Origin of the sequence: Dactylosporangium sp. NPDC051541, from assembly GCF_044454505.1 — a bacterium.
Lineage (GTDB): Bacteria > Actinomycetota > Actinomycetes > Mycobacteriales > Micromonosporaceae > Dactylosporangium.
Window position 1 is genome coordinate 59,310 of record NZ_JBITDU010000017.1, and the last position, 12,705, is coordinate 72,014.

General features: G+C 73.6%; 16 protein-coding genes. 6 read left to right on the forward strand and 10 right to left on the reverse strand.

Annotation, left to right across the window (positions count from 1 at the left end):
• Window positions 1-20: 20 nt before the first annotated feature.
• On the reverse strand, window positions 21-644 hold the full coding sequence (locus ACIA8L_RS46205) for a hypothetical protein (protein WP_395915059.1): 624 nt from the start codon (window positions 642-644) through the stop codon (window positions 21-23).
• Window positions 645-688: 44 nt separating this feature from the next.
• Here ACIA8L_RS46205 and ACIA8L_RS46210 point away from each other — a divergent pair, with 44 nt between their 5' ends.
• Genes ACIA8L_RS46210 through ACIA8L_RS46220 form a run of 3 tightly spaced genes read left to right on the forward strand, consistent with a single transcriptional unit; the run spans window position 689 to window position 1,676 of the window.
• Window positions 689-1,036 (forward strand): Rv2175c family DNA-binding protein, encoded by a 348-nt coding sequence (locus tag ACIA8L_RS46210; RefSeq protein WP_395915061.1) that lies wholly within the window; start codon window positions 689-691, stop codon window positions 1,034-1,036.
• Window positions 1,037-1,038: 2 nt separating this feature from the next.
• On the forward strand, window positions 1,039-1,359 hold the full coding sequence (locus ACIA8L_RS46215; protein WP_395915063.1) for a lycopene cyclase domain-containing protein: 321 nt from the start codon (window positions 1,039-1,041) through the stop codon (window positions 1,357-1,359).
• Window positions 1,356-1,676 carry a lycopene cyclase domain-containing protein gene (locus ACIA8L_RS46220; RefSeq protein WP_395915065.1) on the forward strand — a complete coding sequence of 107 codons (321 nt, stop codon included), beginning with the start codon at window positions 1,356-1,358 and terminating at the stop codon, window positions 1,674-1,676. Before ACIA8L_RS46215 ends, ACIA8L_RS46220 begins: the two co-directional genes overlap by 4 nt.
• 72 nt (window positions 1,677-1,748) lie before the next feature.
• Here ACIA8L_RS46220 and ACIA8L_RS46225 read toward each other — a convergent pair whose 3' ends face one another.
• On the reverse strand, window positions 1,749-2,810 hold the full coding sequence (locus tag ACIA8L_RS46225; protein WP_395915067.1) for a polyprenyl synthetase family protein: 1,062 nt from the start codon (window positions 2,808-2,810) through the stop codon (window positions 1,749-1,751).
• Window positions 2,811-2,820: 10 nt separating this feature from the next.
• Window positions 2,821-4,422 carry a hypothetical protein gene (locus ACIA8L_RS46230; RefSeq protein WP_395915069.1) on the reverse strand — a complete coding sequence of 534 codons (1,602 nt, stop codon included), beginning with the start codon at window positions 4,420-4,422 and terminating at the stop codon, window positions 2,821-2,823.
• Between the two features lie 144 nt (window positions 4,423-4,566).
• On the opposite strand from ACIA8L_RS46230, the gene metF reads away from it, so the two are divergent.
• Window positions 4,567-5,484, forward strand: coding sequence for a methylenetetrahydrofolate reductase [NAD(P)H] (metF, locus tag ACIA8L_RS46235; protein ID WP_395915071.1), 918 nt, complete (start codon window positions 4,567-4,569; stop codon window positions 5,482-5,484).
• Window positions 5,471-6,133, forward strand: a complete 663-nt coding sequence (locus ACIA8L_RS46240; protein ID WP_395915073.1) for a CDP-alcohol phosphatidyltransferase family protein — start codon at window positions 5,471-5,473, stop codon at window positions 6,131-6,133. Before metF ends, ACIA8L_RS46240 begins: the two co-directional genes overlap by 14 nt.
• Window positions 6,134-6,434: 301 nt before the next feature.
• Here ACIA8L_RS46240 and ACIA8L_RS46245 read toward each other — a convergent pair whose 3' ends face one another.
• Window positions 6,435-6,872 carry a MarR family transcriptional regulator gene (locus ACIA8L_RS46245; protein WP_395915074.1) on the reverse strand — a complete coding sequence of 146 codons (438 nt, stop codon included), beginning with the start codon at window positions 6,870-6,872 and terminating at the stop codon, window positions 6,435-6,437.
• 62 nt (window positions 6,873-6,934) lie between these two features.
• Here ACIA8L_RS46245 and ACIA8L_RS46250 point away from each other — a divergent pair, with 62 nt between their 5' ends.
• A complete protein-coding gene (locus ACIA8L_RS46250) occupies window positions 6,935-7,282 on the forward strand; it encodes a hemerythrin domain-containing protein (protein WP_395915076.1) in 348 nt (115 codons plus the stop codon).
• Between the two features lie 183 nt (window positions 7,283-7,465).
• Here ACIA8L_RS46250 and ACIA8L_RS46255 read toward each other — a convergent pair whose 3' ends face one another.
• From ACIA8L_RS46255 to ACIA8L_RS46280, 6 genes are read right to left on the reverse strand one after another with little or no spacing between them, the layout of a single operon-like run.
• Window positions 7,466-8,920, reverse strand: a complete 1,455-nt coding sequence (locus tag ACIA8L_RS46255) for a phytoene desaturase family protein (protein WP_395915078.1) — start codon at window positions 8,918-8,920, stop codon at window positions 7,466-7,468.
• Window positions 8,908-9,978, reverse strand: coding sequence for a glycosyltransferase (locus tag ACIA8L_RS46260; protein ID WP_395915247.1), 1,071 nt, complete (start codon window positions 9,976-9,978; stop codon window positions 8,908-8,910). The genes ACIA8L_RS46255 and ACIA8L_RS46260 overlap by 13 nt, the downstream gene beginning before the upstream one ends.
• Window positions 9,975-10,739, reverse strand: coding sequence for a carotenoid biosynthesis protein (locus ACIA8L_RS46265; RefSeq protein ID WP_395915079.1), 765 nt, complete (start codon window positions 10,737-10,739; stop codon window positions 9,975-9,977). Before ACIA8L_RS46265 ends, ACIA8L_RS46260 begins: the two co-directional genes overlap by 4 nt.
• Window positions 10,736-11,272 carry a GNAT family N-acetyltransferase gene (locus ACIA8L_RS46270; protein ID WP_395915081.1) on the reverse strand — a complete coding sequence of 179 codons (537 nt, stop codon included), beginning with the start codon at window positions 11,270-11,272 and terminating at the stop codon, window positions 10,736-10,738. Before ACIA8L_RS46270 ends, ACIA8L_RS46265 begins: the two co-directional genes overlap by 4 nt.
• Window positions 11,269-11,931 (reverse strand): monooxygenase, encoded by a 663-nt coding sequence (locus ACIA8L_RS46275; protein WP_395915083.1) that lies wholly within the window; start codon window positions 11,929-11,931, stop codon window positions 11,269-11,271. Before ACIA8L_RS46275 ends, ACIA8L_RS46270 begins: the two co-directional genes overlap by 4 nt.
• Window positions 11,928-12,416, reverse strand: coding sequence for a YbaK/EbsC family protein (locus ACIA8L_RS46280; RefSeq protein ID WP_395915085.1), 489 nt, complete (start codon window positions 12,414-12,416; stop codon window positions 11,928-11,930). The genes ACIA8L_RS46275 and ACIA8L_RS46280 overlap by 4 nt, the downstream gene beginning before the upstream one ends.
• Window positions 12,417-12,705 lie beyond the last annotated feature (289 nt).

The following is a 12,705-nucleotide window of genomic DNA, read 5'->3' on the forward strand; positions in this document are numbered from 1 at the left end:
CGGCTGAGGTGGGCTAAACCTCAGCGTCCGTTGCGATCGTCGGCAGATCGTCCCCATTTGGAGCGCTTTGTGGGTGACGGCGACGGCGACGAAGACGTCACGGAAGGTGACGGGCTGGCCGTTTCGCTGGGTGTCGCGCTCGGCGTCGGCGTCGCCGTCGGGGTGCTCTCCGGCTCAGTGGTCGCCTGCGTCGGCACCTCGATCGGGGCCGGCACCGGCGGCATCGCCAGCACCGGCGCCGGCTCGGTCGTGCGGCGCACCTGCGGGCGCACCTGCGTCGGCTGCGGCGCGGGCGGCCGGATCAGGCTCGGGGCCAGGTTCGGGTGGGCCGCGGGCGCGGCCGGCGCGGCCATCGGGGCCTCGTAGGGCTCGGGCTGCAGCGCGGCCAGGCTCCCCGCGACCGCGAGGTAGGTGCCCGCCGCCCCGCCCGCGACGAGCAGGGCGACACCGGTCGTGGCCGCGGCCTTGCCGCGCCCGGAAGCCCGCATGACGTGCTGGCCCCGGTGGTTGCGCGGCCCGTACTCGGCCGTCTCCGCCATCCGCAGCCGCACATCCCGCCGGCGGCCCGCGTGCCGGACCATGTCGTAGCACGCGGAGCGCCAGGCACCGGCGACCTCTCGGTGAACCTTGAGCCAGAGCCCCACTGCCCGTTCCTTCCTCAACGCGTTGCGCGGTTTAACCTGCTTGTGTGAGCGAAGAATCTGCCGCCCCGTCCGAGTGGCTGACCATGCCCGACGTCGCGGAGCGCCTCGGCATCCCGGTGAACCGGGTGCACCAGCTGGTCCGTGACCAGTCCCTGATCGCCGTCCGGGAAAACGGGGTGCTGCGCGTCCCCGCGGACTTCATCACGGACGAGGGCGTGGTCAAGCACCTCCCCGGCGTGCTGCGGTTGTTGTACGACGCCCGGTACAACGAGGCTGAAGCCCTCCGGTGGCTGTACACGCCGGACGAGTCCCTGCCGGGCACCCCCGCCGAGGCGCTGCGCGGCAACCGGGCCACCGAGGTCAAGCGGCGCGCGCAGGCCCTGGGCTTCTGACGGTGCACTGGACCTACCTGCTGGTGCTGGCCGGCTGCCTGTTCGGCGCCCTGTGGCTGGAGCCGCTGCTCAAGGTCGGCGTGTTACGGCAGGTGCGGCGGCTGGTGCTGACCATCGCACCGGTCGCCGCCGTGTTCGTGGTCTGGGACCTGCTGGCGATCCGCGCCGGACACTGGACCTTCGACCCGCGGCAGATCCTCGGGGTCATCCTCCCGGGTGGCCTGCCGCTGGAGGAGCTGCTGTTCTTCCTGGTCGTGCCGGTCTGCGCGATCCTGGGCTTCGAGGCGACCCGGCTGACGTTGCTGCGGTGGTCGCGGCGGTGACCTATACAGCGGCGGCTGTTCTCGGCGTTGTTTCGGCGGTGGTACTGGACGTGGCCGTGCTGCGCACACGAGTGCTCCTGGGCCGGGTGTTCTGGTGCTCGTACCCGATCGTGCTGGCGTTCCAGCTGCTGTCCAACGGCATCCTCACGGGCCGCGGCGTCGTGCGCTACAACCCGGACGCGATCCTCGGCATCCGGCTCGTCTACGCGCCGGTCGAGGACCTCGCGTTCGGCTTCGCGCTGATCGTGGCCACCCTGGCCCTCTGGGTGCGGCTCAGGCCGCCCCCAGGATCGCCGCCCGAGCCCGATTCACGCTGATCGCGGCCCTTGGCGTTTTTGGGTGCTGGGCTTGGGTGCTGGGCTTTGGGCGCTGGGCTTTTTCGGTGCGGCTCAGACCGCGCGTTGGGTCGCCGCCTGCGCCAGGCCGGTGAGCACCTCGCGGGCCTCGTCGGTGATCTCGGCCTGGGCGAGGGCCTCGAGGGCGGACTCGGTCAGCCGGGCGATTCGCTCCTCGGTGCGGCGCAGGGCCCCGCTGTCCACGATCGCCGCGCGGAGCCGGGCCACGCCCTGCTCGGAGAGCAGCGGGTCGCCGAGGTGCTCGTCGAACACGGCCGGGCCGGCCTGCTCGATCGCGGCCGCGACGAGGTAGGTCCGCTTGCCCTCGCGCAGGTCGTCGCCGGCCGGCTTGCCGGTGACGGCCGGGTCCCCGAACACGCCGAGGATGTCATCGCGCAGCTGGAAGGCCTCGCCGAGGGGCAGACCGAACGCGGAGTAGGCCTTGGCCAGCCGCCCGCCGTCGGCCAGCGCCGCCCCGAACACCAGCGGCTGCTCGATCGTGTACTTCGCCGACTTGAACCGGGCCACCAGGCTCGCCCGCGCGGTGGAGGTGTCGCCGGTGGCCTGGGTCTGCACGTCGAGGTATTGCCCGATGGTGACCTCGGTCCGCATCTCGTCGAAGACGGGCCGGGCCCGGGCCAGCGTCACCGGGTCGACGCCGCTGGTGTGCAGCAGCTCGTCCGACCAGACCAGGCACAGGTCGCCGAGCAGGATCGCGGCCGCGGTGCCGAAGTCGTCGCGGTCGCCGCGCCAGCGCTCGGCCGCGTGCAGTGAGGCGAACCGCCGGTGCACGGCCGGCTCACCCCGGCGCGTCTCCGACTGGTCCATCACGTCGTCGTGGATCAGCGCGCTGGCCTGGACGAGCTCCAGCGCGGCGACGGCCGCGACGATCTCGTCCCGGTCCGCGCCGCCCGCACCCCGGTAGCCCCAGTAGGCGAACGCCGGCCGCAGCCGCTTCCCGCCGCCGAGCACCAGCGCGTCGATCGCGTCCGCGACGGGCGCCAGCGCCTCCGCCTCGATCTCGGTCAGCCGGTCCCGCCGCCGCTGCAGAAACTGGCCGAGGGCGGCGTGGACCCGCTCGCGAAGGCCGGCCCGGTCGAGGAAGGGGTGCGTCACGGCAGAGACGCTAGTCCGAAACGAGCCGCCCCGCCGAACCGGTGTCGCCCGCATCTCCAGCCGCCCAGCGCACCGACGCGTACATTTCGGCGAATTGGCGGTAGTTTCGCCCGCTTCGCAACGCCGGCCGGACCCGCTCCAGCTCCCGCGCCACCCGCACGGATCCGCAGCTCACCCCCGCGACCACGGCTTCACCGGCGGCAACACAGGCCGCATCGACCGCACCGGCCGTGGCCAGCGCCCGGGCCCGGGCGACGTGCACGAGCGCGAGCCCGCGCAGCCGGATCCCCGGCCGGCCCGCCGCGCGGTCCCGGGCCGCCGACCGCAGCGCGGCGTCGAGCAGCGGCAGCGCCTGCCGCGGCCGCCCGAGCGCGGCCTGGCACCGCCCGGCCATGGCCGCGACGTGGGCGTCGTCGAGCCAGTAGAGCCCCGGCGGCTCGGCACCGCTCCGCCGCCGCCGGTGCGCGCGCACGGCCGCGGCGATGGCTCCATCGCACCGCCCACGATCTCCGGCGGCCGCCGCGGCCGCGGCCTCGCGCAGCCACAGCAGGGTGAGCGTGCCGGCGTCGGCCGGGACCGCCAGCCGCCGGGCGGCCCGGGTGAGCCTGAGCGCCGTGGCGCCGTCGCCACGCTCCGCGTGCAGCTGGGCCAGGCACCCGAGCAGCCCACCGGCCGCCGCCCGGTGCCCGCCGCGCAGCGCCGCCCGCAGTCCGGCCCGCACCAGCGCCGCCGCGGACCGCCCACCGGCCGCCGCACCGGCGTCGGCCCCGGCCCAGAGCGCCAGCTGGGCCAGCTCGGCCACCAGCCCGAGCGCGGCCGGCCCCCGACCGGGCGCCTGACGCACCGCCGCCGCGAAGGCGTCCCGCACCACCCGGACCACCTCCGGCCCGGACACGAGATCGTCGAGCCGCCGCAGCTCCAGCACCCGCCGCGGGTCCAGCCGGCCGTCGTCGGACGGCCCCGCGGCCCGATCCGCCCGGTCACGCGGCGCGCCCGCCGGGAGCGTGGCCGCCCGGTCACGCGACGGGACCGCCGCGGGCCCGGCCGCCCGGTCGTGCGGCGCGACCATCGGGCGTGTGGCCGCCCGGCCGTGTGGCGCGCCCGCCGTGGGCCCGGCCGCCCGGTCGTGCGGCGCGACCATCGGGCGTGCGGCCGCCCGGTCGCGCGGCGCGCCCGCCGTGGGTGTGGCCGCCCGGTCGTGCGGCGGGACCGCCGTGGGCCCGGCCGCCCGGTCGTGCGGCGCGACCATCGGGCGTGCGGCCGCTCGGTCGCGCGGCGCGCCCGCCGTGGGTGTGGCCGCCCGGTCGTGCGGCGCGCCCGCCGAGGGCCCGGCCACCCGCGGGCCCGGTAGCCGGTCGTGGCGGGTCCGGCCGGCCGCACGCTCCAGGTCGTCGAGGGGCACTTGCAGGACAAACGCGATCCACGCCCGCCACGGTGGGCCCGGCACCCGCTCGCCGCGCTCCCACCGGGACACCTCGTGACGGGTGATCGTCGCCTGGCCCGCGGCCGCGCACAGCATCTCGGCCAGCCGGAGCTGGGAGCGCCCGCGAGCCAGGCGCAGCCGGGTCAGCAGCGCCCCGAACGTCTCGTCGTCGTCTCGGCTGAAGGACATGCAGCCACCTCCCGGAACCAGGCCGCGGCACCGGGACACCACCCACCGGCGGCATCCACCGCCTCTTATACCCCCCAGGTACGACAATTCCGGCCCGCAAACCCGGAAGTGCCCTGCGGCCGCTTCGGGCATTACAGTCAGAACGTGGCTCTCGGACTTCCCTCTGTCATGGGCGGCGGACCTGCCGCGATCGGTGACCTGATCGCGCAGCACGCGCCCACGTTCTCCTTCGAGTTCTCCCCGCCCAAGAACCCCGAGGCGGAGAAGCAGCTGTGGCAGGCGATCAGGGAGCTGGAGTCGCTGCAGCCGTCGTTCGTCTCGATCACCTACGGGGCCGGCGGCACCACCCGCGACACCACGGTCGCGGTCACCGAGCGGGTGGCGACGGAGACGACGCTGCTGCCGATGGCCCACCTGACGGCCGTCAACCACTCGATCGCCGAGCTGCGCAACGTCATCGGGCAGCTGGCCGGGGCCGGGATCCGCAATTTCCTGCTGGTGCGCGGCGACCCGCCGGGCGACCCGATGGGGGAGTGGGTCCAGCACCCCGAGGGCGTCCTCTACGCCGAGGAGCTGGTCCAGCTCGTCCACGACGCCGGCGACTTCAGCATCGGCGTGGCCGCGTTCCCCTACAAGCACCCGCGCTCGGCCGACATCGAGGCCGACACCGCCAACTTCGTGCGCAAGTGCCGGGCCGGCGCCGACTTCGCGATCACCCAGATGTTCTTCGACGTCGACGACTATCTGCGGCTGCGCGACCGGGTCAGCGCGACCGGCTGCACCACACCGATCGTGGCCGGCCTCATGCCCGTCACCAACGTCGGCACGATCGCCCGCTCCGAGCAGCTGTCCGGGGCCCCGTTCCCACCGGCCCTCGCCGCCCGCTTCGAGAAGGTGGCCGACGACCCGCAGGCCGTGCGCCGCCTCGGCATCGACCACGCCACCGCGATGAGCCAGCGCCTCCTCGACGAGGGCGTGCCCGGCATCCACTACATCACCTTCAACCGCTCCACCGCGACCCGCGAGGTCTGGCAGCAGCTCGGCGTCGGTGCGCGGACCTGACGCTCTCGACTGGGACGGGTACTGCGCGCGCTGGTCGGCCGCACACGGCGGTTACGACCCGCGCACGGCGCCGTCCCTGGTCCGGGGCTGGCTGCGGCTGGGCCACACGCTCGGGGCGGCCCTGCTCCGGGCGGGTGTCGGCAGCCCCAACACCGTCACGTCCTTCGGTCTGCTGTTTTCGCTGGGGGTACCCCCAGTGGCCGCACTGGCCCCGTTGGGCGCGCTGTGGGCCGCGATCCTGATCCTGCTGGCCGCGTTCGCCGACACGATCGACGGCGTGCTGGCCGTCATCGCCGACCGTGCCACCAGGCTGGGCCAGGTCTACGACTCCGCCGCCGACCGCCTGTCCGAGGCCGCCTGGCTCGTCGCATTCGCCCTGCTCGGCGCGCCCGTCTGGCTGACCGTGGCGGCCGGCGGCACGATGTGGCTGCACGAGTACGTCCGCGCCCGCGCGACGGTCGCCGGCCTCCCCGACATCGGCACCGTGACCATCGCCGAACGCCCGACCCGCATCCTGATCGCCATCTTCGGCCTCCTGGCCACCCTGCTGGACACCCGCGCGGCCGCCGTGACGATGGTGATGGCGCTGCTCGTCGCCCTGATCGGCCTCGGCCAACTGCTCCGCGCCGTCGTCAAAGCCCTCCGCTGACGCCGGCTTCGTCAACACGCCCCGAGCACGGCGCGCGGTTGCGGGCGCTTGGCCGCCGGGCGGCGCCGCGGCTGGGCTCGCCGTGCGGTGTCGGCGGCCGCGACCGCGCCGGGGAGCGCGGCACGCGGGTTCCGGGCGCTCGGCCGCGGCGGCACCTGGGCGCCCGGGGAGCTGGGCGCGCGGTTGCGGGCGCTTGGCCGCCGGGCGGCGCCGCGGCTGGGCTCGCCGTGCGGTGTCGGCGGCCGCGACCGCTCCCGGGAGCTGGGCGCCGCACGGAGTTCCGGGTGCTGTTGCGGAGCGTTCAGCCGAGGGCCTTCTCGAACGTCAGCAGGGTCGAGACCAGCAGTTCGCGCTGGTCGGCGGTGAGTGGTTCGAGGGCCACGCGCCAGGCGGCGGCGCTGCGGCCGAGCCAGCCGTCGATGGCCGCGTGGTGCTCCGGGGCGATGCTCACGATGGTTCGGCGGCGGTCCGTGTCGTCCTCGCGGCGCAGCAGGACGCCCTTACGGCTCAGGTCGCCCACCATCAGGCTCACCGTCGTCGGCGCCACCTCCAGCCGGGCCGCGAGTTCGTTGACCCCCAGGGCGCCGTCCAGCAGCAGGTATGACAGCAGCGACAGGTGGCGCGGGGCCAGGTTGAGCGGCGCCAGCTCCGGCGGGGGCGGTGTGCGCTTCGCCCGCCCGACCAGGCGGGGCATCAGCAGCAGCAAGGTGCGGATCGCGGCGTCGGCCGACGTTGACACTGTCTTGCTCCTCAAAGTATCTTTGCTTGCAAAGCTAGTTGCCGATCAAAGGTGTCCCCATCATGGCCGACGCGCCGCCCACCCTGGCCCAGATCCACGCCGCGCTCCGGGACCACCTCACGGCCGCGCGCCGTGACCCGGCCGCGCACTGTCTCACGTTCTGCGGCGCGCTCACCGCCCACCACTGCAACGAGGACGGCGCCTTTCCCCGCCTCGAGCGCGAGCTCCCGGAGTCCGCCCCGCTCCTGCGGCAGCTGCGCGAGGAGCACGAGGCGATCGCCCGCCAGGTCGACCGGCTGCGCGACGACCCCGACCCGGCTGTGGCCCTGGAGCGGCTGGCCGGCGAGCTCGAGGAGCACTTCGCGACCGAGGAACGCGACCTGGTGCCGCTGCTCAGCCGGCTCCGATGAGGTCGGCCACGATCTTCGCGGACAGCATCACTAGCGGCAGCCCGCCGCCCGGGTGACCAGTGGGAGCCCGCAGTCTGGTGACCAGTGGGAGCCCGCCGCCGGGTAACCGATGGCAGTCGGCCGTCCGGATGCACCGAGCCGGCGGCGAGGAATGGGCCCGGCACGTGAGGCGTGGCGCGCTGCTCAGCCGGCTCCGATGAGGTCGGCCACGATCTTCGCGGACAGCATCACCAGCGGCAGCCCGCCGCCCGGGTGTACGGAGCCGCCGACCAGGAACAGGCCCGGCAGCGGCGCGCGGTTCGGCGGGCGGAGCAGGCCGCCCAGGCCGTGGCTGGCGGTGCCGTAGATGGCCCCGCCCGGCGAGCGCGTCGCCGCCTCCAGGTCGGCCGGGGTGAGGACCTCGCGGAAGAGTAGCCGGTCGCGGACGTCGAAGCCGCGGGCGGCCAGGACCGCGAGCACCCGGTCGGCGTAGGCGTCCTTGACCGCGGGCCAGTCGACCGGGCCCTGCGGCGCGGCGTTGACCAGCACGAACCAGCCCTCGTGGCCGTCCGGCCGGACGAGCGGGTCGTCGGCCGCGGTGACGAAGACCGTGGGGTCGGCGACGGGCGCGGGTGGGGTACCGAAGATGGCGTCGAACTCGGCGTCGTAGTCGCGCGGGAAGAAGACCGTGTGGTGGGCGAGGCCCGGCGTGCGCCCGCGCACCCCCAGGAGCAGCACGAACCCGCCGAGGCTGCGCGCCGCCAGCTTCCGGGCCAGGCGGGGGCGGGGCAGCAGCTCGCGGTACACCTGCAGCGCATCGGCATTGGCGACGACCACGTCGGCCCGGACCTCGGTCCCGGCCCGGTCGGCGAGGACCACGCCGGCCGCGCGCGAACCCTCGACCAGGACGGAGCGGATCGCGGTGCCGGTGACCACCCGCACGCCGAGCGCCTCGCAGCGGGCGAGGAGGGCGTCGGCCAGGGTGCCGAGGCCGCCGCGGAGGTACCAGCCGCCGAACTCCAGCTCCGCGTATGGGATCGCCAGCAGTGCGGCCGGGGCCCGGCGCGGGTCGGCGCCGGTGTAGGTCGCGTACCGCTCCAGCAGCATCCGCAGCCGCGGGTCGCGCAGGTGCGAGCGGCCCAGCCCGCGCAGCGTCCGCCCGGGTGCGATCGCCGCGAGGTCGCCCAGCCGCCAGGCCAGCCCGGCCAGCTGCCGCGGACTGTCCACAGGGGACGTCAGCACGTGCCGCCACGACGTCGCCCAGACCCGCCCGGCCCGCTTCCACAGCCCCCGCCAGTCCGCGGCCGCCTCGGCACCGAACGCCTTCTCGATCCGCGCGGCGAAGCCATCGCCGGTCGCCGAGTCCAATGTGGACCCATCCGGGAAGTGATGACGGACAATGGGATCCAGTGGTACCAGCTCAAGCCCGTCAGCACCGATAGCGCTGAACAGCTCGGCGGCGACCTGGGGCAGGGTGAACAGGCTCGGCCCGGTGTCGAACTTGAACGTCCCCGCGTCCGTCGCCACGGTTCGCCGGCCGAGCTTCCCGCCGACCGTCTCCGCCTGCTCGAACACGGTCACTTTGTGCCCCGCGGCGGCCAGCCGGGCAGCGACGGAGAGCCCGCCGACGCCGGCGCCGATCACGATTACGGCTGCCATGTCGGGCGTCCCTTCCAGGTGGTCCGGCCCCGGCGCGCGAACGAGCGCACCACCAGCCACGCGAACAGCAGTACCGACACCGGCTGGGCGAGTGCGTCGGGCAGCGCGCGGCCGCCCGTGGCGCGGGCGCTCACGATGCGGCCGGCCACGCCGAGCGCGTAGGCGGCCAGCCCCCACCACTGTCCGACGAGGACGGTCAGCGGTGCCGCGACGTAGAGGGCGAGCAGGAGCGTGACGATGGCCGCGGCCCCGGCGGGTGAGCCGAACGAGGCCCACAGGGACTTGCTGTAGCCGTCCGAAAGTTCGTGCCAGGAGGTGTACATCCGGCAGCTGGCCAGGTCCGAGCCGTCCGCGAGCGCGATGCGGCCGCCGGACCGTTTGACCGCGCGGGCGAGCTCGATGTCCTCCAGGACCTTGTCCCGGACCGCGGCGTGGCCGCCGGACCGCTCGTAGGCGGCGCGGCGCACGACCAGGAACTGCCCACCGGCCGCGGCGAGGCTCGGGCGGGGCGAGCGCTCCATGGCCCGCAGCGGCAGGAACGTGAGCCACGACCACTGCAGCAGCGGCTGGACCAGGCGCTCGCCGAGGCTCCTGGTTTCGATGTGCGGGTATGGGCTGAGCAGGTCGATGTCATCCGCCTGCATTACCGCAATCGCGCGGTCGACGGCGTCCGGGGCGAGGACCACGTCGGCGTCGATGAAGACCAGGAACGTTTCGGTACCGGCATCCGCCAGCTGCTGGCAGGCGTGGGGCTTGCCCAGCCAGCCTGGGGGGAGGTCTTTGCCGGTCAGGAGTTCCGCGCGGCTGCCGGCTATGCGTTTGACCAGGTCGGCGGTGCCGTCGGTGGAGCCGTCGTCGAGGATCGTCAGCTTGATGTCGGGTGGGAGGCGCAGCAGCGACTGGAGGCACGGTTCCACTCGCTGTGCCTCGTCGCGCAGCGGTAGGAGTACCACCGCCGAAGCTTCTTGGGTTTTTGGGGTTTTTGGGGGTTTTCTCAGCAGCCTCGCGTTGACCAGGGTGTGTGCCAGCAGGGCCAGGAGCACGGCGCAGGCGATCAGGGGCGCCACAGTCGCACCGCCAGCGGGATCGCGACCAGGCCCATGCCCGCGGCTCCCCAGGCCGCCGAAGCGGGCAGGCCGAGGAAGACCGCGTGGGCCAGGATGCTCGAGGCGTAGGTCCAGAGGTACATGGCGTGCATTGGCGCGTCGGACGGTTCGGATTTTTCGCGTCTTCCGTAACTTTCGCCTTTGTCGTATTTTTCGGTTATGTGGAGGAGGGCCATCAGGGCGGTGGCGACTATGAGCCAGCCGAGATAGTTCGTGAGGGGGATGCCTGGCACGCCGGGGAGGGCGGGGGTGGTTGTGTGCCACTGCCAGTACCCCTGGGAAACCATCTGTGGGTCCAGGAACAGGTCCCAGGCTGCCAGTCCGACGCCGGCGACGGCGATTTTCGCTATGCGATTCGTGGTAATTCTTCCGGCGGCGGTCCAGGCCGGCCAGGCCATCCACGTCCAGGCCAGGGGGATGGCGAGCGGGACGCCCAGGAGCCTGGGGCCGAGCGCGGCGGTGTAGTCGTAGTCGCCGAACGGGTAGCCGGTCGCCCGTCCGACCGCCTCGACCAGGAAGCCGCCGCCGGTAGTGATCAGGATGAGCGCGACGGCCGTGCGTCGGCCGCGGGTGAGCCAGGCGTGCGCGACCGAGATGACGTAGCCGAGGACGACGGTCGCGACCACGAGCGCGGTCCGGGCCCGGCCTTCGGTCAGCGGGTAGCCGATCTCGGCCAGGACCAGGGCGCCGAACAATATCCAGAGCTTGTTCACAAGGGAAGCTGGCGTCCCAGTACGGCGAAGGGTCGATCGTCGCCCGGGAAGTTGAAGTGGCGCAGGACGTCGACGAAGCCGAACCTTCTGTAGAGCCGCCACGCCCGCGAGGTCGCCTCGGGCGCCTCCGGAGTGGACAGCAGGACGGTCTGGTGGCCGGCCTGGGTGAGCAGCTCGTGCAGCTGGCGGGCGCCGATGCCGTGCCCCTGCGCGTGCGGGCGGACGTGCAGCTCGACCAGCTCGAAGCAGTCGGCCAGCCAATACTTGCGGGCGTCGCGGCGCAGGGCGTTGCGGACCTGGTCGTGCCACCACTGCCCGGCGGTGCCGCGGTAGCCGTAGCCGAACCCGAGCAGGTTGTTGTCGTCGTCGAGCGTCGCCACCGCCTGGAACGACTCCCGGCGGGTGTGCCCGGCGACGTAGCCGCGGCGGGTCTGCAGCAGCTGCACGGAGTAGCCCATGGCCTCGCCGTAAACCGCGATGACGTCGTCGAGGCGCTCGAGGAGGTCCTCCCCGCGCCACCGCACGAGCCTCACTGGCCGTCCCTCCACCCGATCACCTCTCGGTCGCCGTCGATGCCGAGCACGCGGAACCGGGCGAACAGCTCCTCCGCATACCATCCCACCTCGGCCGTGCGCGCCACGACCGCGGCGTGTTCGGGCCGACGGTACGCGAATCGCACGACGTCCGCCGCGGAGCGCCAGACGCTCATCGTGCCCTGGAATCCTACGGGGGCCTCGCCGAGCCCGAAGGCGCAGTGCAGCCCCTCCGCTTCGCCGGCGATCGCGCCGACCGGGCCGATGGCCCGCCAGAACGCCAGGGCCTTGCCGGTCTTGAGCCGAGCCCTGGTGAGCACCGCGACGGGCCCGTCGCCGCGAGCGGTCCGGACCGGCTGGAAGGGCTCCTGGCCGCTCCAGGTGCCGCGGCTGGCGATCGGCTCCAGGGTCAGGGTGCAGCTGGCTACGGCGCCGCGCATGGGCGGTCTGCGCTCGGGCGCTTCGTCGGCGGTCGTGATGAGCGCGGCCCATCGTGTGAGGTCGGCCGACCCCACGCCGAAGTCGCGCCCGTTGCCGGTTCCGAGCAGTTTCGCAAAATCGGCGTTTTTCCGGATTTTTCGTTTATCTACGGCCATGGACCAGAATGCGGCGGGGATCTTGCTGCGCGGCACCCGCCACACGTAGAGCCGGACCGTCATGCCACCGCGGCCGCGGTACCGCCGGTCACCCGCACCAACTCGGCGAAGGTGATCGGAAACACGGCCTGCGGAATCCCACCGGCCGCCCAGACCTCGTCATATTGCCCCAGCTCCACATCCACCAGCGTCCGCAGCGGCGCCGGATGCCCGAGCGGCGAAACACCCCCGATGACCTGCCCGGTGTTGAGCCGCACGAACTCCGCCTCGGCCCGCTTGAGCTTGGCCACCCCGAGCAGGCCCGCCACCTTCCCGGTATCGACCCGATGCGCCCCGGACGTGAGCACCAGCAGCGCCTCGCCGTCAGCGTTGAAAATGAGCGAGTTGGCGATCTGGCCGACCTCGACCCCGAGCGCGGCCGCCGCGGCGGCGGCGGTGTGCACCGGGTCGGTGAGAACCTTGACCTGGCACGGGTGGCCGGCTGACGCTTTGGCGCCGGCGGCGTCCAGCGCGTCCTGGACGGCCTGGACGTTGAGGTGAGGCTGCATGGTCTCTATCTTGCCTCGCTGGCTGGTTGACTGGTTTTCCACGAGGGGGCGGGCGCTTGGCGCCGCTTCCCACGACGCGCGGGGCCCGCTTGTGGGCCGCTTCTCATGACGTGCCGGGCGCTTGCGGGCCGATATGTCGGGCGCTTCAGGGCGTTCGGCGCTTCGGGCGCTTCGCGCCGCTTTTCCTGACGTGATGGTGCACTGGGTCGATCGTCGGCGATGTGTCCGGCGCGATATGTCGGGCGCTTCGCGCCTCGACATATCGGATTTATACCCCGACGGGGGATTC

What these genes read in the sequence shown, in the direction of transcription:
- ACIA8L_RS46280 (WP_395915085.1), bottom strand. Translation starts at nt 12,416, where the DNA reads ATGCAGCCTCACCTCAACGTCCAGGCCGTCCAGGACGCGCTGGACGCC.
- ACIA8L_RS46250 (WP_395915076.1), top strand. Translation starts at nt 6,935, where the DNA reads ATGGCCGACGCGCCGCCCACCCTGGCCCAGATCCACGCCGCGCTCCGG.
- ACIA8L_RS46255 (WP_395915078.1), bottom strand. Translation starts at nt 8,920, where the DNA reads ATGGCAGCCGTAATCGTGATCGGCGCCGGCGTCGGCGGGCTCTCCGTC.
- ACIA8L_RS46230 (WP_395915069.1), bottom strand. Translation starts at nt 4,422, where the DNA reads ATGTCCTTCAGCCGAGACGACGACGAGACGTTCGGGGCGCTGCTGACC.
- ACIA8L_RS46275 (WP_395915083.1), bottom strand. Translation starts at nt 11,931, where the DNA reads ATGACGGTCCGGCTCTACGTGTGGCGGGTGCCGCGCAGCAAGATCCCC.